Below are 23698 nucleotides of genomic sequence, written 5' to 3' on the forward strand. Positions count from 1 at the left end.
TTTCATTCCTTAATTATTAACTATTAATTTGCGAAGCATTGGACTTACTCAGAAGCATATTCAAAGGTGACAAGGTAATCTGGATCATATTCCTTTTCCTTTGCCTCATTTCTATCGTAGAAGTGTTCAGCGCCGCGTCTACACTGACGTACAAGAGCGGTGACCACTGGGGGCCTATTACACAGCACAGCATCATCCTGATGGTGGGCGCTGTAGTAGTGGTGTTTATGCACAATATTCCTTATAAGTGGTTTCAGGTGTTCCCTGTGTTCCTGCTGCCTTTGTCCGTAGTATTACTGGGTCTTGTTATGATGATGGAACGCATCAACGGCGCTGCACGCTGGATGACCTTCATGGGTATCCAGTTCCAGCCTTCGGAAGTGGCAAAAATGGCCGTGATCATCGTCACTGCCTTTATCCTCTCCAAGGGACAGGATGAAGACGGGGCCAGTCCGAAAGCCTTCAAGCGTATCATGATCATCACAGGTGTTGTCTGCCTGCTGATTGCACCAGAGAACCTTTCGACGGCGGCTTTGCTTTTCGGAGTGGTTTTTCTGATGATGTTCATCGGACGGGTGGCAATAAAGAAACTGTTGATATTGGCCGGTGCTTTGGCAGGAGTAGCAATCATAGGTGTAGCATTCCTGGTACTGACCAAGAATAGCGATTTACCGTTCCTGCACCGTTTTGACACATGGCGTGCCCGTATAGAGAAATTCACGGATGACACAGAAGTGCCTGCCGCCAAATTCGATATTGACAAAGATGCCCAGATAGCCCACGCCCGTATCGCTGTAGCCACAAGCAACATTGTAGGTAGAGGACCGGGTAACTCAGTACAGCGCGACTTCCTGAGCCAGGCATTCTCTGACTTTATCTTTGCCATTATTGTGGAAGAATTGGGATTGATAGGCGGGGCTTTCGTCGTATTCCTCTACGTCTGCCTACTGATACGAGTCGGGCGTATAGCGAAGAAGTGCGACCGAACGTTTCCGGCTTTCCTCATCATAGGAATTGCGCTGTTGCTTGTATCGCAAGCCGTATTTAACATGATGGTAGCAGTAGGATTGGCACCGGTCACCGGGCAACCGCTGCCGCTTATCAGTAAAGGTGGTACCTCCACACTTATCAACTGCGCCTATATCGGCATGATATTGAGTGTGAGTCGCTATACTGCCAAATTGGAAGAGATTAAAGAACATGACGCACAGATACCGATGCAAGTGGAAGCTGCTGTTGAAGAAGGAAATAGCGAGATACAAACAGCGGCCGAACCAACAGCAAAGGTGCTGAACAGTGATGCAGAATTCGAGTAGGAGACAACGGAGTGACAACTCCTTTAACTCCTGCAATAAAATTAAGTATGAAAGATATGAATAAAAGTCATAACGGAGAGGCTCCCCGCATTATCATAAGCGGTGGAGGTACAGGGGGACATATATTCCCCGCAGTATCCATTGCCAATGCCATCAAGGAACTACGCCCCGATGCAGAAATCCTCTTTGTAGGTGCAGAAGGACGGATGGAAATGCAACGTGTGCCCGATGCAGGATACAAAATCATCGGTTTACCCGTGGCAGGCTTCGACCGTAAACGTTTATGGAAAAACTTTGCAGTGATTATAAAGTTACTCCGCAGCCAGTTGAAGGCACGCCGCATACTGAAAGAGTTTCATCCTCAGGTAGCGGTAGGTGTAGGTGGTTATGCCAGTGGCCCTACGTTAAAAGTAGCAGGTATGATGGGAGTGCCTACTTTGATACAGGAACAGAACTCTTATGCAGGCGTAACAAACAAGCTGCTGGCACAAAAAGCCTGCAAGATTTGTGTTGCGTATGATGGAATGGAAAAGTTCTTTCCTGCGGATAAGATTATTATGACAGGAAATCCGGTTCGACAGAATCTGTTAGCAAATAAGCAGAGTCGCGAAGCTGCCGTGACCTCTTTCGGTTTCAATCCGGAGAAGAAAACAATATTGATACTGGGTGGCAGTCTTGGAGCGCGTACTATAAACCAGACGCTGATTGCCGCACTGGATACAATCAAAGCATACGGTGACATCCAGTTCATCTGGCAGACCGGGAAGATATACATTCAGCAAGTGAAAGATGCCATCACTACCACCACCGGAGAAGCGGTACGTAATCCACGCATCTCAGCTATCCCGAACCTCTATGTGACGGACTTCATTAAAGATATGGCAAGTGCGTATGCGGCTGCCGATCTGGTCATTTCGCGTGCAGGAGCAGGATCTATCTCTGAGTTCTGCCTGCTGAATAAACCGGTTATTCTGGTACCTTCACCCAATGTGGCAGAAGATCACCAGACTAAAAATGCACTGGCCCTCGTAGATAAGGAAGCCGCCATTTACGTGAAGGATGCAGATGCTATGAAGCATCTTATTCCGGTAGCACTCGAAACGGTTGCCGATGCACAAAAACTAAAAACGTTGAGCGAGAACATTGCCAAGTTGGCGCTGCCGGACTCAGCAACTATAATTGCAAAAGAAGTATTGAAACTGATAGACAAACTATAGTATCTCAATGAATAAACAGCAGTATCCCAATTCCCCTCCTCCCGGGAGGAGGAGAATTGAGATAGTATTAAAATATAAGAAAATGAATATAGAAAACATCAAATCCGTATATTTCGTCGGTGCCGGCGGCATCGGTATGAGTGCCCTGATACGTTATTTCTTATCAAAGGGCAAACTTGTAGCTGGTTACGACCGCACTCCGAGCGAACTGACCGAACACCTTATCGTAGAAGGTGCACAGATACATTATGAAGAAAATGTAAGCCTGATCCCCGAAGATTGCAAGGACAAGGAAACAACTTTAGTCGTATACACCCCGGCCGTTCCGCAAGATCATGCCGAGTTAGTGTACTTCCGCAATAACGGTTTCGAAATACAAAAACGCGCCCAGGTTCTGGGAACAATCACCCACAGCAGCAAAGGTCTGTGTGTAGCCGGAACGCATGGTAAAACCACTACCAGCACAATGGCCGCACATTTGCTTTATCAGTCACATGTAGGCTGCACCGCATTCCTCGGAGGCATCTCCAAGAATTATGGAACTAACCTGCTACTGTCTCAGTCCAGTCCGTACACAGTGATCGAAGCAGATGAGTTCGACCGTTCTTTCCATTGGTTATCACCGTACATGAGTGTCATTACAGCTACTGACCCCGATCATCTGGACATCTACGGTACGGAAGAAGCCTATCTGGAAAGCTTCCGTCATTATACAACCCTGATTCAACCGGGCGGCGCATTGATCATTCACAAAGACATTGCTTTGAAGCCTGATGTACAATCCGGCGTAAAAGTTTATACCTATGCTCGCACCGAAGGTGATTTCCATGCTGAAAATATCCGCATCGGGAACGGTGAGATATTTATCGACTTCGTGGCACCTGATACACGTATCAATGATATCCAATTAGGTGTTCCCGTCAGCATCAATATAGAGAATGGTGTGGCAGCCATGGCACTCGCCCACCTCAACGGTGCTACGGATGAGGAAATCAAACGCGGCATGGCAAGTTTCCGCGGAGTAGACCGCCGTTTCGACTTCAAAATCAAGAATGACAAAGTGGTATTTCTGAGCGACTACGCCCATCATCCTGCCGAAATCGCACAAAGCGTAAAGTCTATCCGCGATCTATATCAGGACAAGAAAATAACAGCTATCTTTCAGCCGCACCTTTACACACGTACCCGTGACTTCTACAAGGAATTTGCCGACAGCTTGTCCCTGCTCGATGAAGTGATCCTCGTAGATATCTATCCGGCACGTGAACAACCGATTCCCGGTGTCACCAGCCAGCTGATATATGACAACCTGCGTCCGGGCATTGAAAAATGTATGTGCAGGAAAGAAGACATTCTGAACCTGCTATCGCAGAAAAAGATCGAGGTTCTGATTACTTTAGGTGCAGGAGACATAGATAACTACGTCCCTGCCATTGCAAAACAATTGGCAGAGTAACTGACAGTTGAGAAATCATAACTCATAATTGATAAATCATACATGCTGAAAAGAATTCTATTGTCTATCGTCCTGCTGCTCGTCATCGCCTATCTGGTGGTAGCTATCACGGCTTTCAACCGGAAGCCTGCCGGACAGGTGTGTCGTGACATGGAATTGGTTATCAAAGATACAGTTTATGCCGGCTTCATCACCAAGAAAGAAGTTTCGGGTATGCTGGAAAAGAAAGGTATTTATCCCGTTGGCAAACCTATGGATCGCATTCGTAGCAAAACATTGGAACGGGAACTCGCCAAACATCCGCTGATCGACGAAGTGGAGTGCTATAAGACTCCCAGTGGAATACTCTGTGTGGAAGTCAGCCAGCGCATCCCCATCCTGCGAGTGATGAGTGCAAACGGTGAAAACTACTATCTGGACAACAAAGGCACCGTGATGCCACCCGACGCAAAATGCGTTGCTCACCTTGCCATAGTGACCGGAAGAGTAGAAAAGTCGTTTGCCATGAGGGATTTATATAAGTTTGGTGTATTTTTGCAGAATAATAAGTTCTGGGACGCACAGATCGAACAGATACACGTGCTGTCGGACAAAAATGTGGAATTAGTGCCCCGTGTGGGCGACCACATCATCTATCTCGGTAAGCTGGACGGCTTTGAGCGCAAGCTCGAACGGGTGAAAGCTTTCTACGAAAGAGGTTTAAATCAGGTAGGATGGAACAAATATTCCCGTATTAACGTTGAATTTAGTAATCAGATTATCTGTACGAAACGAGAGAATTAAAATATAAACAATAGAAATATATCTATGGCAACAACAGAATTTATCGCCGCTATCGAGTTGAGTTCTTCCAAGATTTCCGGTATCGCCGGCAAGAAGAACAGCGACGGAAGCATACAAGTGCTGGCCTACGCGCGTGAGGATGCCTCTTCTTTTATCCACAAAGGAGTCATCTACAACATTGATAAGACCGCACAGGCTCTGACTTCCATCATCAACAAGCTGGAAAGCCAGTTGAACAACTCCATTGCCAAAGTATATGTAGGCATCGGCGGACAGTCATTGCGCACGGTAAAGAATGCGGTAAGCCGTGTGCTGGAAGAGGAAGGGATTATTTCGCAAGAGTTGGTAGATGCAATCAGCGATGAAAACCTCGAAGTTCCCCTGATGGACATGAGCGTGCTGGATGTAGCCCCGCAGGAATATAAGATAGACAACAATCTTCAGGCCGATCCGGTGGGTGTGGCAGGCAAACGTATCACAGGAAACTTCCTGAATATCGTGGCACGTGCTTCCCTCAAGAAGAATCTGGAGCACAGCTTCGAACAGGCCAAAGTAGAAATTGCCGACTTGCTCATCGCCCCGATAGCCTTGGCCAATGCCGTGCTGACGGAAAGCGAAATGCGCTCGGGATGTGCCTTGGTAGACTTCGGGGCAGATACGACTACCGTATCAGTATATAAAAATAACATTCTCCGCTTCCTTAGCGTACTGCCGCTGGGTGGAAACAATATCACCCGTGACATTACCGCCCTGCAAATGGAAGAGGCCGAAGCCGAGCAACTGAAGCTGAAATACGGAGATATGCTTTACGAGGAAGAAGAGACTGAAACACCGGCAGTCTGCACACTGGAGGACGGTCGTAGCATCGAGTTGAACGTGTTGAACGACATCATCGACGCCCGTGCCGAAGAAATCCTTGCCAATGTATGGAACCAACTGCAACTTTCCGGATACGAAGACAGATTGCTGTCCGGCATCATCTTCACCGGTGGGGGCGCCAACCTGAAAAACATGGAAGACGCATTCCGCAAACGCAGCAAGGTCGATAAGGTAAAGACCACCCGGTTTGTACACAACACCATCCATGGCTTCAGCGATGTACTGAAGAAAGACGGCATGCAGAATACACTGCTCGGCCTGCTTGCTGCCGGCAACGAAAACTGCTGCCTGCAAGAGGTGAAGCCTGCACCTGCCGCTTCCACCGTTACTCCACCGAAACCCGTCGATATGTTTGGCGACGACGAAGCCCTGAAAGAACAGGAAGCCGCCGCCCGTGCCGCCAAAGCACAGCGCGAGAAGGAAGAGAAAGAACGTCGAGAACGGGAACGCAAGGAGAAAGAACGTAAAGAAAAAGAAGAGAAAAAGAAAAAGAAGAAAGAAGGTCCCAGCTGGTTTGAAAAGACTTTCAACAAGATTTCCAATGAGATTTTCTCGGATGACGATCTGAAATGATCTCATAACGTATAAATCATAAATTATAAATCATAAATCCCATTATCATGGACGATATAGTACAATTCGATTTCCCGACAGATTCACCGAAGATCATTAAAGTGATTGGTGTAGGTGGTGGTGGTGGTAATGCCGTGAACCACATGTACCGGGAAGGCATACACGACGTAACGTTCGTTCTGTGTAACACGGACAACCAAGCGTTGAAAGAGTCTCCCGTCCCCGTAAAACTGCAACTGGGGCGTTCTATTACCGAGGGACTGGGTGCCGGAAACCGTCCCGAACGTGCCCGAGAAGCCGCCGAAGAGAGTAGCGAAGAAATCAAATCGCTGCTGAACGACGGTACCAAAATGGTATTTATCACCGCCGGAATGGGTGGCGGAACAGGTACGGGAGCTGCTCCCGTCATTGCCCGCATAGCCAAGGAGATGGACATCCTCACCGTCGGTATCGTCACCATACCTTTTATCTTCGAAGGTGAAAAGAAAATTATCCAGGCGCTGGATGGCGTGGAACGTATCGCCCAGCATGTAGATGCCCTACTGGTTATCAACAATGAGCGTCTGCGCGAAATATATTCCGACCTTACGTTTATGAATGCTTTCGGCAAGGCAGATGATACGTTGTCCATCGCCGCCAAGAGTATTGCAGAAATCATCACCATGCGTGGAACGGTGAACCTGGACTTTGCAGATGTAAAGACCATCCTCAAAGACGGTGGCGTTGCCATCATGAGTACCGGCTTCGGCGAAGGTGAAAGCCGTGTGACGAAAGCCATCGACGATGCCCTGCACTCTCCGTTGCTGAACAATAACGATATCTTCAATGCCAAGAAGGTGATGCTGAACGTATCCTTCTGCGAAAGTTCGGAACTGATGATGGAGGAAATGAACGAGATCCACGAATTCATGAGCAAGTTCCGCGAAGGCGTAGAGGTAATCTGGGGTGTGGCTATGGACAACACACTGGAAGGTAAAGTAAAGATTACCGTACTCGCCACCGGTTTCGGCATGGAAGATGTCCCCGGTATGGACAGTGTGCTCGAAAAGCGCAGCCAGGAAGAGGAAGAACGCCAGCTTCAGCTCGAAGAAGAAAAAGAAAAGAACAAAGAGCGTATCCGCAAGGCTTATGGCGAAAGTGCCAGCGGCATCGGCAGCAAGAACATTCGTAAACGCCGACATATCTATATCTTCAACCCCGAGGATCTGGATAATGCCGATATTATCAGCATGGTAGAAAGTTCACCGACATACCTGCGCGATAAGAGCACCCTGAGCACCATTAAAACCAAAGCGGCTACCGAAGGGCAGCTTGCTACGGAAGAGGCACAGGGCGGCGAAGATATGGGAGGAGTGATTACCTTCTAAATCTGCCTTAAGACATCTTTCATCCGCGTAATCTGCAGATGAAAGATTAGTACACACTATAGCGTAATAAACAAAAATAGAGTAAACTTATGGATTTATTTGAAAGAGTCAGCGAAGACATTAAAACCGCAATGAAGGCCAAAGACAAAGTGGCACTCGAAACATTAAGAAACATCAAGAAAGTATTCCTGGAAGCAAAGACAGCTCCGGGTGCCAACGATACTCTGACCGACGACGCTGCATTAAAGATCATGCAGAAGTTGATGAAACAAGGCAAAGATGCCGCTGAAATATACATCCAGCAAGGTCGTCAGGACCTGGCAGATGCTGAACTGGCACAAGTGAAGGTGATTGAAGTTTACTTGCCGAAGCAGATGTCCGCCGAAGAACTGGAAGCTGCCCTGAAGGAAATCATTGCCGAAACAGGTGCTACCAGTGGTAAAGATATGGGGAAAGTAATGGGTGTTGCTTCCAAGAAGCTTGCCGGACTTGCCGAAGGTCGTGCCATCTCCGCCAAAGTGAAAGAATTGCTGGGATAAACTCCCGCCTCATTTCTGTTATAAGCCGTGTTTCCGGAAGATAGAAGAAAGTAATTTAACTTCTATCGCCCGAAAACACGGCTTCTTTTCGCATTTTATTGAGTATCATAATTTTTATTTCAAATACTATCATTATATTTGCCACGCATTTTCAAGGGAATATCCCCGCATAATAATAAAACTAGAATTCTGGCACAGCATATGAAAAGCAATATAAAGATGTGGAAATTAATGGTCCTTGCGGGGACAATGCTTTTCTTGTCTGACATAGCTTACGCCAAAAGCCGGACACAAGACAGCGTACCGGGATATAAACCGGATACGGGATACTTCGCCAAACGTTTTATTCACAGACTGGGCGTAGAATACCGCCCGGGGTATATATTCCCTACCAGCTCATTCCTGGCGGGGGACAATTCTCAATGGAAACCTTTCGAATGGGGCTATTCCGCCCACCTGAAATATTCATTCCAGTTCAAGCCCAATACATGTGCCGACCGGATTTACGGCAGCGCCTACCAAGGTATAGGCGTAGGCTACTACGACCTCGGAAGCAAAGAAGAACTGGGAAACCCGATTGCCGTTTACGTCTATCAAGGCGCACGCATTGCGCATATCACCCAACGGTTGTCACTCAATTACGAATGGAACTTCGGTGTGTCCTTCGGTTGGAAACCTTATGACGAACGCTACAACCCGCACAACAGTGTAATCGGTTCGAAAGCCAATGCCTATATCAATGCCGGCGTGCAACTGAACTGGATGGTTTCACGGCAGATCGACCTGATTGCCGGAGTAACCGGTACCCACTTCTCTAATGGTAATACCAAATTTCCCAATGCGGGTCTGAACACCATGGGATTGAAAGTAGGCGTTGTCTATAACTTCAACAGGCCGGAAGATGCGCTTACCAAACCTACGTACTATGCACCTGTACCGAAATTTCCGCGCCACGTCAGTTATGACCTAACCCTGTTCGGCTCATGGAGACGGAAAGGCGTGTGGGTAGGTAGCGGACAGATCGCTTCACCGGATGCTTATACGGTGCTTGGTTTCAACTTCGCCCCCATGTACAACATCGGATATAAATTCCGTACCGGTGTTTCGCTGGACGGTGTATACGATGCCAGTTCCAATGTTTATACAATCCCCGGAAATGGAAACGAGTGCTACAAGCCGTCTCTTCACAAGCAGTTAGCCCTGGGTATTTCAGGACGTGCGGAGTACGTGATGCCCTACTTCACAGTCGGTGTCGGTATCGGTGCCAACGTTCTGCATGGTGGCGGCGACCACAAAGGTATCTACCAAGTGTTGACGCTGAAAGCGGAACTTACCCGCAGCTCCTACCTGCATGTAGGCTACAATCTGAAGAATTTCAGTGATCCGAACTATCTGATGCTGGGTATCGGCTTCCGTTTCAATAACAAGTATCCGACTTTCCACCGCTGATGCAACGCATCCGGTCCGGGAGTTCTTCCTCATATCCCTCATACATCTCTATCACATCCCTATTTAATCTCATGCAAAAGATGGCATCTTTTACATCAAAAGGTGGCATGTTATGCTACAAAAGATGGCATCTTTTACAGCGAAAGATGGCATCTTTTGCACCAAAGGTCAGTGAGATATACAGGAAAGAGTTTATTGTTCTACGTCAAAGGACTTATTAATCCATATCAAAGAGCTCCTTCAGCACCTCAAGAGACTTTAATACGGGAAAGTCAGGCAAGTGAAGGCGATAATATTCATTCATTATTGTAAGGCAGCGGGTACGTTCAGCACGGTTCATGGCAAAGAGGTGCATTGTTTCATAATTCATGCGCATCAGCATCGTCAGCCGTGAAGCCTCCGCAGGAAGTATATAAAATGAATGAAGCTGCGGGCGCAAAGGAGTGAAACAGGCATTCAGCAGATCAAAGTAATCACCATTCTCATAATCCTCCAGATTAGGGTACAATCCCAGGAAGCGGGATAAGCGCATCAGGAACACCAGATGGAAATTGGCAAAACTATCGCGACACTCGTCCAGCCAGATAATAGAATGTTGCAGATAAGCAAACAACGGACGGTTCTCAGCCTCTTCGCGCACCGCACGATACAGAAACTCCGCCAGGAAAAGCGCTATGGAAGATTTGTACGGATCGTAGGGAATGGAAGAAAACGGATAGTAAGACTTCGCCTCCGTTATCTTATACATACTGGCGTTCGAACGGAAATCCGCCTCCAGCTCCACCAAGGCGAGTGGCTGAAACAGCACCGATTTCACCGCAGCCTTCCGCGAACGGGGTATCTTTACAATGAACGAAGCACGTCCGGCCGTCTCCGTATAGATGTCCGCAATAAGAGAGGTATCGTTATATTTCAGGGTATGCAGCACAATCCCCAGCGTTTTCTGTAACATCCGCGCTTCAAGTTTTGGTTTCAATCCGGTAACAAAACTACGAAAAAAGCCGGAAATAACGGGAATAAAACAAGGATAAATAAAAAAATGCAGGTAGGAAAGTAAAAAAATGAAAGATATTACTATCCTGATATTCAGACTATAAGCACAGAATCAGAGAATAAACGCTACAAATCCCTTTATTTTTTTCTTGAGATTATTTTGCCAATTCAAAAATAGTCCCTACATTTGCAACCGCAAACGAGAGATAATCTCTCTGCAAGAGCAGAAATGCTCACTAAAGGATGGCCCGTTCGTCTATCGGTTAGGACGCAAGATTTTCATTCTTGAAAGGGGGGTTCGATTCCCCCACGGGCTACAATTAAAAAAAATAAACGAATTAAAAAAGATTAGTCGAGATGGCAAATCACAAATCATCACTGAAAAGAATCAGACAAGAAGAGACTAGAAGACTTCACAACAGATATTATGGCAAAACCATGAGAAACGCTGTTAGAAAGCTTCGTTCTACAACCGACAAAGCAGAAGCTGCTGCAATGTACCCGGGCGTAACTAAGATATTGGACAAATTGGCTAAGACCAATGTAATCCATAAGAACAAAGCTAACAACTTGAAGTCAAAGTTGGCTCTCTACATTAATAAGCTAGGATAAGCTAATTAATATTACACAAAAGATATACAAGGAAAGTCGGACTTTTTAGTCCGACTTTTTCTGCATCTGCACCTATCGCCCTACCCCGTTCCAGACACCTTCCGCAAGAAGCTAAAAAGCTGTAAACGAATGAAATTTATCACTCAGTTTAGTTTCGTATCTCACGAATTTTCACTATATTTGCTCTGTTATTTGAATAAGGAAATTAGATTATGACTGAAGAACAGATTAACTCCAATAACGGGAGCTATTCAGCCGAGAACATCCAGGTTCTGGAAGGTTTGGAAGCTGTTAGAAAGCGTCCCGCGATGTATATTGGTGACATTAGTACGAAAGGACTTCACCACCTGGTTTATGAAGTTGTGGATAACTCTATCGACGAAGCGCTCGCCGGCTATTGCGACCACATTGAAGTAACCATCAACGAAGATAATTCCATCACTGTACAGGATAACGGACGTGGTATTCCGGTTGATTTTCACGAAAAAGAGAAGAAGTCAGCCTTGGAAGTTGTCATGACCGTATTGCATGCCGGCGGTAAGTTCGACAAGGGATCTTACAAAGTATCCGGAGGTTTGCACGGTGTAGGTGTATCTTGTGTGAACGCCCTGTCCACACACATGACTACGCAGGTTTTCCGTAACGGAAAAATCTATCAGCAGGAATATGAATGCGGACATCCGCTGTATCCGGTAAAGGAAATCGGAACAAGCGATATTACAGGTACACGTCAGCAATTCTGGCCGGATAACACGATCTTCACGGAAACCGTTTACAACTACGAGATCCTTGCTACCCGTATGCGCGAGTTGGCCTATCTGAATGCAGGCATCAAGATCACTCTGACCGACCTTCGTGTAAAAGATGAAGAAAACAACGCCAAGATGGAAGTTTTCTACTCGGAAGAAGGTTTGAAGGAATTCGTCCGCTACATCGACTCTTCCCGCGAACATCTGGTAAATGATGTAATCTACATCAACACAGAGAAACAAGGCACACCGGTGGAAGTGGCTATCATGTACAATACGTCTTATAACGAAAATATCCACTCTTACGTAAACAATATCAATACCATCGAAGGTGGTACGCACCTTGCAGGTTTCCGCCGCGCACTGACCCGTACGCTGAAGAAATATGCCGAAGACAACAAGATGCTGGAAAAAGCTAAAGTAGAAATCGCAGGCGATGACTTCCGTGAAGGTCTGACGGCTGTAATCTCTATCAAAGTGGCAGAACCGCAGTTTGAAGGCCAGACCAAGACGAAGCTCGGAAACAGCGAAGTTATGGGAGCCGTAGACCAGGCCGTAGGTGAAGCACTGAACTATTATCTGGAAGAGCATCCGAAGGAAGCCAAGATGGTGGTAGACAAAGTGATTCTGGCCGCACAGGCACGTGTTGCCGCACGTAAGGCGCGTGAATCCGTGCAACGTAAGTCACCGATGTCCGGTGGCGGTATGCCGGGTAAGTTGGCCGACTGTTCAAGCAAGGATCCTGAGGAATGCGAATTGTTCCTAGTCGAGGGTGACTCGGCAGGTGGTTCTGCCAAGCAAGGCCGCGACCGTAGATTCCAGGCTATTCTGCCGCTTCGCGGTAAAATCCTGAATGTGGAAAAGGCCATGTGGCATAAAGCGTTCGAGAGTGATGAAGTCAACAACATCATCCAAGCTCTCGGCATCCGCTTCGGTGTGGATGGCGAAGACAGCAAGGAAGCAAATATTGATAAGTTGAGATATAAGAAAGTGATTATCATGACCGATGCTGACGTCGATGGTTCTCACATCGACACGCTGATCATGACGCTCTTCTTCCGCTACTTCCCGCAGGTAATCCGCAACGGATACCTGTATATCGCTACTCCGCCCCTCTATCTCTGCAAAAAAGGTAAAGTGGAGGAATATTGCTGGACAGACCAACAACGCCAGAAATTTATCGACACTTATGGTGGCGGTTCGGAAAATGCCGTACATACACAACGCTACAAAGGTTTGGGTGAAATGAACCCGGAACAGTTGTGGAGTACAACCATGAACCCTGAAAACCGTATGTTGAAACAGATAAGCATTGAAAATGCCGCCGAAGTGGATTATATCTTTTCCATGCTGATGGGTGAAGACGTTGGACCACGCCGCGATTTCATTGAGAAGAATGCAACGTATGCAAATATTGATGCGTAAGAAAAACAGTGATTAATGATTTACGATTAGTGATTAGTCACTGAATAACACGTTTTTATTAACCAACCTCACATCTTACAACGAAGAAACGCCGGATGGACAGGAAAATCCTGTTATCCGGCGTTTTTCTTTTCAGCTCACGAAATAGAAAAAGACACTCCGTGAGATGGTTCCGTACTATCTTTACAACAGATTCTGTTTCTTCATCTCTTCTGCCACCAATTCCAGCTCAGCATACCAATCCTCACCGAACTTACGTATCAACGGTTCTTTCAGAAACCTGTATACCGGCAGATTCTCTTTCCGCCCCAGCAATACGGCGGCTTTACACACATCCCAACGGTTATAATTCACTGCCTTATAAACTCCGTAATTTCCTACCCTGATCGGATACAAATGACAGGAAACAGGTTTGTAGAAATCTGTCTTTCCGTCCCGATATGCCTTTTCAATAGCGCAATAACAACAACCTTTCTCATCATAACAAGTGAAAACACAATCCTTGTTGTTGACAATGGAGGTCACCAGATCACCCTCACAATCAGTATACACTACACCTTGTTTCTCTATAACGGCACGTGCCTCAGGAGCAAGTTCTTCCCAAATCACAGGCAGTACTTCTTCCAGCTTTTCTATTTCATCCAGTTCCACCGGAGCTCCGGCATCTCCCTCAACACAACAAGCACCCTTGCAGGCATCCAGATTGCATATAAACTTTTCACGCAGCACATCAAAACTGACCACTACGTCACCTATTTGTATCATTTCCTATAAAAAATTAATTGCGGATGCAAAGATAACACTTTGTTCCGCAATTAATAAGCACAGATTACCTATTTATCAAATGTCAGGATATAAGCTCCGCTCTTATCCACGAAACCGCTCACATAAGAACCGTCATTTCCTACGCGAGCATAGCAATATGCCAGCCCATTAAAAGAGAAGAAGCATACCGTCAAAAGAAGAAGTATTTCAACAAAAGTAGGAAAAACTACATTTACGAAAAGGACTTTATGGGATATGTTATTATAATCAACCGTTTACCATCTTCCTCACACAACTGATAGCTGCCTTGGAAGGCTTCCAGATACAGACGGTTTATGGCATGCTGAATTTCACGTTCTCTTTCGTTTTCTGCATCCATAAGTAGCGGACTGTTTGTAACCACTATCCTCAATTCATCTATACTTTTATAATCCAACATATACTGCACCGCATACGGCTCACGCCTCCCTTTTGGTGACATCAGAACGGAAGAAAGCAGCTTCATGAAGCGGACGGTATCCACCTGAACAAGCTGCGTATGCAAATCAGTAAGGAAATCAACCTGAACAGAAATTCCTTCCTGCAACTCTGCCTGCATTCTGGCATCTGTGCACAACTGTACCATGTCATACTCCTGCACATTAAATTTCATCATGCTCGACTCCAGGCGCGAAAGATCGAGAATGTTAAATATCAAATCGATCAGCTTCTCAGCATTTCGCCGGATAACCGCCGAATATTCCTGCTGCTCCTCCATGGTCAGATCATTTCTTTGGCAAAGAGAATCAGAAAGAGTCACAACAGAATGAAGAGGAACACTAATTTCATTCGTGATGTTGTGAAGAAAGACTTCTTTCATCTTATCAGCCGCCTGAACCACAGCATACGATTCACGCATTTCACGCTCCGACTTCGCCAGTTCCCGATAAATCCGGGACACTCGTAACACTCCCCCTACAAGCAAAATGACAAACAGAGATGCACCACCTACTGCTATCTGCCAGAAACGCTTTGCACCAATTTCCTTTTCAAGCAGGGCTTTCTGTATCCTATAATTGGCCTGAACGGTCTCCTCATTCATACGCAACGTAGCCTTATTGATAGAATCGCATTTCAGCACAGCGACTCTATATGTTTCAGCAGCTTCTTTATACCGTCCCGCATCAGCATAAGCATCTCCCATAATTCTGCGTATATCCATCTCATACATCGGCTGAGTGCCTTTAAAGGCAGACAATGTTAATTCAAATTGCGGAAAACATTTATCCCAATCCTTCGTTATATAATAATAGCCCGCCCACGAAAAATTATAAGCAATTACAGTAGAGGAAAAAGAATCATCAGTGTAGAACTTTGCAGCTTCGTCCAGATGCTTCTTCAGATTAGGAGCATCCTCAACAGCCAGATAGATTTTACAATACATTAATTCTATTTCCAGGATTTTACTCCTATAAGAATCAAGCATCGCAGGCTGCTCCTTTATGATACCATCAATGATTCTCCGTTGAGCCTCCAATTCCGCTATCATTTCAGGATGTTTATTAAACAAATAATAAGCACTTGTCAAATATTGGTGAACCATTAGCCCATCCTCCGTGGAAAGTGAAGTTAACTCCGCTGCTTTTTTATAACATTCAATCGCTTTTTCGTAGTTCCGGGCAAAAACATACGCTTTACCCTCTGTCACATAAGACAGAAATATGCCCCGACTGTCTTTCAGACGAATAGCTTCTTCACACATCTTTTGTGATTCCAAAATCGCTGATTCCGTATCACCTCTGCTCCCCTTAAGTTGAAGCATGTAATGTAATGCGGAAAAGTAATTGTCATAGATCTTAGAGCGATAACAGACTTCCTTCAGCAAGGCTAATGCTTTATCCATATTCTCACCATCCAGCCTGAAAGTGTAATAGCGGAAATATTCGTAACGAAGCGCCAATTCACTTTCCACATCTTTCATGCTTATTGCAGAGGCTAATGCCGAATCAAGCAATTCAGCCGACCAGTCTTTATCAATATTACGTACAAAGAGATCCTTCAGAAACTGAGTCCGGGCAGTATCAGCAGGCATCGACCGATAAATCCGGAAGATACTGTCACGCAAATTACTGCCATCCGAGGCCTGGGTAGTAGCAAGCGAAAACGAGCTGACTGCACAAAGCAACAAAAGAATCAGCTTTTTCATCGCACCACCTCCTGCTTTAGAGGATGAATAAACACAAACCGCGCACCGGCAGTATAGCCGGAATCCACCCAGATTTCTCCACCCAGCCGCTTGATAATCAACTTGCAGATGGACAACCCCAAGCCTGCGCCCTGCACTCCCTCATTCAGCTTCTCAAACCGACCGAAGATCGTGCTTTGCCTTTCAAGAGGAATACCGCAACCGGTATCCGTCACCGAGAACTCTGCAAAACCCTGTTCATCCAATCGCAATGCAAGCGTGATGCTTCCCTCTTTCGTAAACTTAGTGGCATTTACCAGCAGATTCACCAGCATTTGCTGCAAACGCCCTTGGTCCGTCTCTATCTCCAATGAAGTCAATTCCGTTTCAAAACGAATATCCGCTGATGTCTGCTTGATGTTATCCAGCATCTTCACCACATTGCGGCAGAGAGCCACTACTTCATGCGTAGTGATGCTGAACTTCATATTCGCTACATCCAGGCATGAAATATCCACGACATCATTAATCAGTTTAAGCAACAATTCGGAGTTCAATTGAATCACATCGTTGCACTGTACACGAGTAGCCTCATCAATTCCCGGCGTAGTCAACACTTCCGAGAAACCCGCCAATGCATTCAGGGGAGTCTTGATTTCATGACTCATATTGGAAAGGAACAAGCTCTTGTTACGAATGGATTCTTCGGCCATGGACTTAGCTTTCTGAAGTTCATTTTTAGAATGAAGCAACCGCTTCCCTACCTTTTTCAGATAGAAAAAACCACCCAATAAAAAAACGGCAAGGGATAGGATAATGATAAAAGAGAGTTGTAACAAACGCTTTTGCTGTGCACTATTTTGCAATTCCAGTTCATCGATGGTATAATCTTTGCGCATATCTTCCACCCGCTCTCCGGTGTATACACGAAACAGAGAATCACCAAGCACTATCATTTCACTATAAATTCGGGCCGCATCTTTGTACTCTTCTTCTTCCATTTTCTGTTCGGCATTTTGCCAATACAAGCTATCTACTATTACCTCTTCTGCACAAAGAGATGACGGCATCCCGGACAAGACAAATATCAATAGTAATATAAGTAGTTTCATTCCATCAATTGCGTGTATTGTCTGCAAAGATAACCTTTTAGAGAGAAGGACTGCCATTGAAGCACAAAAAAAGAGATGTTCCAAGAGCATAAAATCTCTTGAAACATCTCCTTTATTGAATATTGCAGGCAGTTGCTTACTTAATCAAGTCTTTTCCTGTCATATCGGCCGGCTGCGCCATACCCAGAATGTGAAGGATAGAAGGAGCAACATCTGCCAAAACACCATTCTCAACTTTGGCATTCTTGTTCTCGGTTACATAAACAAAAGGAACCGGATTCAGAGAGTGAGCAGTGTTCGGAGTGCCGTCTTCGTTCAGTGCATGGTCTGCATTACCGTGGTCAGCGATGATGATTACTTCATAATCGTTGGCTTTGGCAGCTTCTACCGTATCTTTCACACATTCGTCGATAGCTTTTACAGCTTTCTCGATAGCGCTATAAATACCGGTATGCCCTACCATATCACCGTTAGCGTAGTTCACAACAATGAAATCGAACTTTTGAGTGTTGATAGCTTCCACCAATTTATCCTTTACTTCGTAAGCACTCATCTCCGGTTTCAAGTCGTAAGTAGCTACTTTCGGAGACGGAACCAAGATGCGCTCTTCAGCGTCATACGGAGTTTCACGACCACCGTTGAAGAAGAAAGTTACGTGAGCATACTTTTCCGTTTCAGCAATGTGCAATTGAGTCTTGCCTTGAGCTGCCAGATATTCTCCCAATGTATTCTGAACATTTTCCTTATCGAAAAGAACATGTACGCCTTTGAAAGATGCATCATACGGAGTCATGCAGTAGTATTGCAAGCCCGGAATGATGTGCATACCCTGTTCCGGCATATCTTGTTGAGTCAGTACTACGGTCAGTTCTTTCGCACGGTCGTTACGATAGTTGAAGAAGATAACTACATCACCTTCCTTAATGGTTCCGTCGAAGTTACCATTTACAATCGGCTTGATAAATTCGTCCGTCACACCTTCGTCATAAGACTCCTGCATAGCCTGAACCATATCGGTAGCTACTTTACCTTCGCCGTTTACCAGCAAGTCATAAGCCACTTTCACACGTTCCCAACGTTTGTCGCGATCCATTGCATAGAAACGACCTACGATAGAAGCAATCTTACCTGCTGACTTTTCGCAATGTGCAGTCAGTTGTTCAATAAAGCCTTTACCACTCTTCGGGTCGGTATCGCGTCCATCCATGAAGCAGTGAACAAAAGTATTATCCACACCATATTCTTTGGCAATATCGCAAAGTTTGAATAAGTGGTCGAATGAGCTGTGTACGCCACCGTTGGAAGTCAATCCCATGAAGTGAACGTTCTTATCTTTTTCTTTGGCATAAGTGAAGGCGGAAACGATTCCCGGGTTCTTTAGAATGCTATTGTCGGCACATGCACGGTTAATCTTTACCAGATCCTGGTATACGATACGTCCGGCGCCAATATTAAGGTGTCCTACTTCCGAGTTACCCATCTGACCATCGGGCAAACCTACATTTTCACCGCTTGCCTGAAGCTGTGAGTGAGGATATGTTGCCAGCAGACTGTCCCAGTACGGAGTAGGTGTATTGAAAATCACGTCATCTTTCCCCTGATCGCCGATACCCCAGCCATCAAGAATCATTAAAAGGGCTTTCTTACTCATAATATTAATTGATTTTAAATGTACAATCTTTAACCTTAGCAAAAACGTTCTTTATAGAGAGAACGATTTTTCCGGCTGCAAAGGTACAAAAAAGCACGGTTAAAGCGTACTGTTTCAAATGATTTATGTACTTTTGTCGCGCTTTAAAAAACAAAAAACAAGAAATATGGACGATTCAAACCCACGAACGTGCAATAGTATTTATAATTAAAGCGAACAGAGACGTTGTCCGCAATGCCTCAGTTCGTTCCTAAAGAAAGGAGGCCATTACGATGAGAACGTACCTTTATTCTGAAGCCGGCTTTATAGAAAAGTCGCAATGGATGCCCAATAGCTGGGTAAACGTTGAATGCCCCGATGACAATGATTTTGATTTCCTCACCCAAGAGTTGAAAGTTCCGGAATCTTTTTTGGAAGATATCGCCGATGCGGATGAACGCCCGCGTACGGAAACGGAAGGCAACTGGTTGCTCACCATCCTGCGTATCCCGATGCAGAGCAGTCAGCATGGCATTCCCTTTATCACCGTGCCAATAGGCATCATTACCAATAATGAAATTATCGTATCGGTATGTTATCACAAGACTGAACTCATCTCGGATTTTATCCAACATACACGTCGCAAAGGTATCGTAGTGAACAATAAGCTGGACTTGATCCTGCGGATGATTTATTCTTCCGCCGTCTGGTTTTTGAAGTATCTGAAACAGATAAACAATGATGTAGCCAATGCGGAAAAAGAGTTGGAGAAAAGTATCCGCAATGAAGACTTGCTCCGTCTGATGAAGTTACAAAAAACCCTTGTCTACTTCAACACTTCCATCCGCGGAAATGAAGTGATGATCGGGCGATTGAAGAATATCTTCCAGGATACCGACTATCTGGATATGGAGCTGTTGGAGGATGTAATCATTGAACTAAAACAGGCATACAATACCGTAAACATTTACAGCGACATCCTGACAGGAACGATGGATGCTTTTGCCTCCATTATTTCCAACAACGTCAATGCTATCATGAAACGCATGACGAGCCTTTCCATCACGCTCATGATACCGACACTGATAGCCAGTTTCTACGGCATGAATGTGGATATTCACCTGGAAGGTTTCCCGTATGCTTTCATATTCATTATCCTGATCTCCGTAATATTATCGGCAGGAACATTTATCTGGTTCAGGAAGATTAAGTGGTTCTAAACTACCATTACCGCATTTGTTTTTGTATCAAAGATGATGTAGTTACGACCTCGTGACTATCATCATCTTCTTCTTTTATTTCCTCTTCCGCCTTTTCTACTTTATTCACCTTGTCGGCTCCGGCAGCAGTAGGTCGGGTTTTCCAGGTAAGGCGCGTTGTCATAACAGAAGGTTTAGTACTGGAAGGTTTCATGAAGCTGTCCATCCAGGAGTCGTCAGCATCGTCAACATTCTTCAAATTCGTAGCCGCCGAAGATTGAAGTACAGGAGATTGGGATGCGGAAGACATCTGTACCGGCTGATTCGAAGCGTTCAGCAGGAAAGCATACGTATTCTTCGTATCCTTCAAGGCACTCGAAGTTTTGAAGAAAGTAACTAGATTCATGATTACCAAAAAGACAGCCGCAAGGGGCGCAAGAGCTATGATAATCGCCAGTCGGATCAGCAACATTATAAACGGATAAAAAAGACTGTCAATGATATCATTACTGACTACCCGCATTCCTCCAGAGGATTTTGTAGATTTAAACGCCGAGGGAATGCCGCCAATACCTGCATATATCCACGCATTCATGGCATCACCGGTAGATTGCCAGATAGAAAAACCCAATATCATGAAAACCAATACGAAAATGCACTTTATCAGCGCCCATACTTTCCGCCTACCCAAAGTAGACATTTCATCTTCCGCGGCTTTCAAATTACAGTCGTGGCACAAAGGTTTGCCGTCATAAGAGTAAATAGAACCATTCAGACAGTTCTGACATAATCCCACTCCACAAGATCCGCAGGTGGCAACAGCATAGTCATTCAAATGTTTGTAGCAATTCATAGCAGTGTCTTTCTTTGTGTACAAAGATATACAAAGAAAGACACTTAGCCTAATGCAACGTCAGTTTTGTTTTTCCGCTTCGTATATTTCCTTTACTTCGCTTGCACTCAACACTCGTGTATCATAAACCCGAAGATTATCAATACTCATGGAAAGAGCATTCAGTGTTGTAGTCGAGTTTCGTTTCATCGTACCGCCAAGTTGGAATTTAACACCATACCCGTAATCAGCCTGACTGGAATTTCCCTGACTAAAAGGATTACAATATTCCGTAGCCACGCCTACATACTCACCATCAATATAGAGTTTACTTGTAATGGTAGCATCGGAAGTTTTAGGATAATCCGAAGTCAAAGTAATCATGTGCCAATCATTATCCAACGCAGAATGTTCAAAAGGAGTAGATTTATCATAAGACGGATATCCATTAAAGTACTTAGTCACAGTGAACTTCAATTTACCATCCACCATTGAAAGGCAGAAATTATTTTCATTAGTACTCTTGACCGAATGGAAAATATGCCCGTCCGAGAGCCCCTTGGCCCAAAAAGATATAGAGAACTTATATTTGTCAATCAACCCTTCGGGAATGCTGATATAACTTTCATTCGCACGACTGAAACTGATAGCCTGACTGCCGTTCTTACTATTTGAAATATAAGTGGGAGCATTCAGAGCCGAAGCCGTTAAAGTCGTTTCTGTCACACTCTTGGTATTTCCTTCAAAAGTATAATATACATACAGCCCATTACTTACTACCTTGGACGCATCTTTTTTCTCCACAATCATTGTCAATGGAATTTCTTTATTACCAAGGTCAGTCTGCACCACTATGTTGCAACTATAATTTCCTGCAGCCAACCCTTTGCGGTCTATTCTGACTTCCACGTTGTCTGTCGCAGAAGCAGCCACTGTACCCGAGTTCTTACTGAAAGAAATCCAAGCTACATTTTCTTTTGTGGATAACTGATAAAAAGTCGTCCCATAATAAGAGCTGACAGAGAATGAAGCCTTATCATTGACTCCAACCGTCAGCGATTGCGGATTCACATCAAAACTGCGCTGAGGTTTCTCTTCAGCACTGATAGTTATTTCCTCAGACAGGCCGGCAACATTTACTTTGATCGTAGTTCCCATTTGCCCTTTCACTTTGGAACGATCCAAAGTCACTGTCACGGTAGCAGACTTGCCCATACCCAAAGCTCCTTCTGCCGGAGATACTGTTATCCAATCTGCATTAATTCCGGAAATATTCCAATCCAGCGTCCCTGTATTACCTATATTCTTAATTGCAAATGTCGAAGAATTCAGATCCTGTCCGAAATCTATTGCCCTTGGACTGACATCCAGTTTCTTATCCGACTCTTTCACTTTCATCGTAACAGGTATTTCCAAATCCTGCAAGTCCGAACGTACAATCAAAGTGCAATTATAATCCCCGGCCTGTAGTCCTTCTCTTGAAACAGACAATTCCACCGTTTCCTTCATTGCAGGGTTAGCGGCATCATATTGCGGAATCGTACCATTCGTTTTCGACAGTTTCAGCCAATCGGTATCGTTTTCCTTTATTATCAGCATGTAAGATGTACTGCCATAATAGGAACGTAAAGTCAGCGTAGACTTTTCCTGCTCTCCCAAAGCCAGTGTCGCCGGATCAGCTTCTATACGACGTTCCAACTTCTCATCCGCCGATATTTCAAGCGGTAACGACTCTCCATCCGCATTAATCAAAATAGAAGTCTTCACATGATCCTTTATTTTACTCCGGTTTAATGCAACCTTTACGGCACTGGACTTTCCCTGTTCCGTCTCTCCCTTCATGGGAGTAATGGAAGTGATCCAATCTACATCCAGTCCCGTAATATTCCAACTTACACCTCCACTGTTACCGATATTCTTCACATCGAATGTCAAGACTGACTCATCCGTACCAAAATCCAGTTTTGAAGGAATGATTTCGATTTTCGATGTTTTCCTTTCCACTTCTGCCGTAATCTTCAATGACACGGACTCCTTATCGGCATTTATAATAATTGTCAGTTCTTTATTCTCTGTCAGTTTCTCACGCAACAAAGAGACTTGTACGGCACAACTTTTACCGGCTTCCAACGCTCCGCTTGCAGGATTTACTTCCAGCCAATCCACTTTATCCAAACCGGATATATTCCAGTTGAATTTTGCAGTACCTTTATTGAATATATCAAAAGAAAGAGACGTATTGGTCTTGCCAAAATTCAGTGTGGATACCCCTAACTCTATTTTTGCATCTTTCTTCACAGGGGTCAACGTAATATCTCCCATCGCATTTTTGCCGGTAACGACACTGACACTTTTGGTATTAGTGACATAATCTGCCTTTCTTGCTTCAACCTGATACTGTCCCGGTTCCAAATTCAGGAATTCATAAGTTCCATCATCACCGGTCGTCCGTGAAATACCTCCGGGAGTCAACGTCACAGTTGTTCCATGCAGAACTTCACCACTCTGCGTATCCGTCACTTTACCATATATAGAGCCTGTCAAGTCTTCCTCATCTTTTGCACAGGATATCACAAAAAGTAACACTAATAAATACAGGCATTTATTCTTAAAAACTTTCATAATTCACTTAGATTTA

At 45.0% G+C, this 23698-nt stretch carries 18 protein-coding genes and 1 tRNA gene; 12 read left to right on the forward strand and 7 right to left on the reverse strand.

What is annotated here, in order from left to right; all coding sequences use genetic code 11:
* The first annotated feature begins 38 nt into the window (after positions 1 to 38).
* The 8 genes from BACCELL_RS06605 to BACCELL_RS06640 all read left to right on the forward strand — a co-directional run bounded on the left by BACCELL_RS06605 (position 39) and on the right by BACCELL_RS06640 (position 9579).
* Positions 39 to 1316, forward strand: a complete 1278-nt coding sequence (locus BACCELL_RS06605; RefSeq protein WP_007210865.1) for an FtsW/RodA/SpoVE family cell cycle protein — start codon at positions 39 to 41, stop codon at positions 1314 to 1316.
* Positions 1317 to 1363: 47 nt separating this feature from the next.
* Positions 1364 to 2533: an undecaprenyldiphospho-muramoylpentapeptide beta-N-acetylglucosaminyltransferase gene (gene murG / locus BACCELL_RS06610; protein WP_007210866.1), complete on the forward strand. Its 1170-nt coding sequence runs from the start codon at positions 1364 to 1366 to the stop codon at positions 2531 to 2533.
* 82 nt (positions 2534 to 2615) lie between these two features.
* Positions 2616 to 3989 (forward strand): UDP-N-acetylmuramate--L-alanine ligase, encoded by a 1374-nt coding sequence (murC, locus tag BACCELL_RS06615; RefSeq protein ID WP_044153445.1) that lies wholly within the window; start codon positions 2616 to 2618, stop codon positions 3987 to 3989.
* Positions 3990 to 4031: 42 nt separating this feature from the next.
* Positions 4032 to 4772, forward strand: coding sequence for a cell division protein FtsQ/DivIB (locus BACCELL_RS06620; RefSeq protein WP_007210868.1), 741 nt, complete (start codon positions 4032 to 4034; stop codon positions 4770 to 4772).
* 24 nt (positions 4773 to 4796) lie between these two features.
* Positions 4797 to 6224, forward strand: a complete 1428-nt coding sequence (ftsA, locus tag BACCELL_RS06625) for a cell division protein FtsA (RefSeq protein WP_007210869.1) — start codon at positions 4797 to 4799, stop codon at positions 6222 to 6224.
* A gap of 47 nt (positions 6225 to 6271) precedes the next feature.
* Complete coding sequence (ftsZ, locus tag BACCELL_RS06630) at positions 6272 to 7591, forward strand: cell division protein FtsZ (RefSeq protein ID WP_007210870.1); 1320 nt, start codon at positions 6272 to 6274, stop codon at positions 7589 to 7591.
* An 89-nt stretch (positions 7592 to 7680) separates the two neighbouring features.
* Positions 7681 to 8130: a GatB/YqeY domain-containing protein gene (locus BACCELL_RS06635; RefSeq protein ID WP_007210871.1), complete on the forward strand. Its 450-nt coding sequence runs from the start codon at positions 7681 to 7683 to the stop codon at positions 8128 to 8130.
* Positions 8131 to 8331: 201 nt separating this feature from the next.
* Positions 8332 to 9579, forward strand: a complete 1248-nt coding sequence (locus tag BACCELL_RS06640; protein WP_007210872.1) for an acyloxyacyl hydrolase — start codon at positions 8332 to 8334, stop codon at positions 9577 to 9579.
* A 217-nt stretch (positions 9580 to 9796) separates the two neighbouring features.
* Here BACCELL_RS06640 and recO read toward each other — a convergent pair whose 3' ends face one another.
* Positions 9797 to 10531, reverse strand: a complete 735-nt coding sequence (gene recO, locus BACCELL_RS06645) for a DNA repair protein RecO (protein WP_007210873.1) — start codon at positions 10529 to 10531, stop codon at positions 9797 to 9799.
* A 286-nt stretch (positions 10532 to 10817) separates the two neighbouring features.
* Between recO and BACCELL_RS06650 the strand changes: the two genes are divergently transcribed.
* The 3 genes from BACCELL_RS06650 to gyrB all read left to right on the forward strand — a co-directional run bounded on the left by BACCELL_RS06650 (position 10818) and on the right by gyrB (position 13358).
* Positions 10818 to 10889 (forward strand) — tRNA-Glu (locus BACCELL_RS06650).
* Positions 10890 to 10929: 40 nt separating this feature from the next.
* Entirely contained in the window at positions 10930 to 11184 is a 255-nt protein-coding gene (rpsT, locus tag BACCELL_RS06655; protein WP_007210874.1) for a 30S ribosomal protein S20, read from the forward strand.
* 212 nt (positions 11185 to 11396) lie between these two features.
* On the forward strand, positions 11397 to 13358 hold the full coding sequence (gyrB, locus tag BACCELL_RS06660) for a DNA topoisomerase (ATP-hydrolyzing) subunit B (protein WP_007210875.1): 1962 nt from the start codon (positions 11397 to 11399) through the stop codon (positions 13356 to 13358).
* A gap of 183 nt (positions 13359 to 13541) precedes the next feature.
* On the opposite strand, the gene BACCELL_RS06665 is transcribed toward gyrB, so the two are convergent.
* The 4 genes from BACCELL_RS06665 to gpmI form a co-directional block, all read right to left on the reverse strand.
* Positions 13542 to 14123, reverse strand: coding sequence for a DUF3109 family protein (locus BACCELL_RS06665; RefSeq protein WP_007210876.1), 582 nt, complete (start codon positions 14121 to 14123; stop codon positions 13542 to 13544).
* A 232-nt stretch (positions 14124 to 14355) separates the two neighbouring features.
* Complete coding sequence (locus tag BACCELL_RS06670; RefSeq protein ID WP_007210878.1) at positions 14356 to 16308, reverse strand: tetratricopeptide repeat-containing sensor histidine kinase; 1953 nt, start codon at positions 16306 to 16308, stop codon at positions 14356 to 14358.
* Positions 16305 to 17399: a HAMP domain-containing sensor histidine kinase gene (locus tag BACCELL_RS06675; protein ID WP_026366623.1), complete on the reverse strand. Its 1095-nt coding sequence runs from the start codon at positions 17397 to 17399 to the stop codon at positions 16305 to 16307. The genes BACCELL_RS06670 and BACCELL_RS06675 overlap by 4 nt, the downstream gene beginning before the upstream one ends.
* Before the next feature lie 136 nt (positions 17400 to 17535).
* A complete protein-coding gene (gene gpmI / locus BACCELL_RS06680; protein ID WP_007210880.1) occupies positions 17536 to 19050 on the reverse strand; it encodes a 2,3-bisphosphoglycerate-independent phosphoglycerate mutase in 1515 nt (504 codons plus the stop codon).
* Between the two features lie 272 nt (positions 19051 to 19322).
* Between gpmI and BACCELL_RS06685 the strand changes: the two genes are divergently transcribed.
* Positions 19323 to 20249 carry a magnesium transporter CorA family protein gene (locus tag BACCELL_RS06685; protein ID WP_007210881.1) on the forward strand — a complete coding sequence of 309 codons (927 nt, stop codon included), beginning with the start codon at positions 19323 to 19325 and terminating at the stop codon, positions 20247 to 20249.
* Positions 20250 to 20256: 7 nt separating this feature from the next.
* Here BACCELL_RS06685 and BACCELL_RS06690 read toward each other — a convergent pair whose 3' ends face one another.
* Both BACCELL_RS06690 and BACCELL_RS06695 read right to left on the reverse strand, forming a co-directional pair.
* Positions 20257 to 21081, reverse strand: coding sequence for a hypothetical protein (locus tag BACCELL_RS06690; RefSeq protein WP_081450796.1), 825 nt, complete (start codon positions 21079 to 21081; stop codon positions 20257 to 20259).
* A 60-nt stretch (positions 21082 to 21141) separates the two neighbouring features.
* Positions 21142 to 23682: a BACON domain-containing protein gene (locus tag BACCELL_RS06695; protein ID WP_007210883.1), complete on the reverse strand. Its 2541-nt coding sequence runs from the start codon at positions 23680 to 23682 to the stop codon at positions 21142 to 21144.
* Positions 23683 to 23698: the final 16 nt, after the last annotated feature.

It is taken from the genome of Bacteroides cellulosilyticus DSM 14838, assembly GCF_000158035.1.
GTDB lineage: Bacteria > Bacteroidota > Bacteroidia > Bacteroidales > Bacteroidaceae > Bacteroides > Bacteroides cellulosilyticus.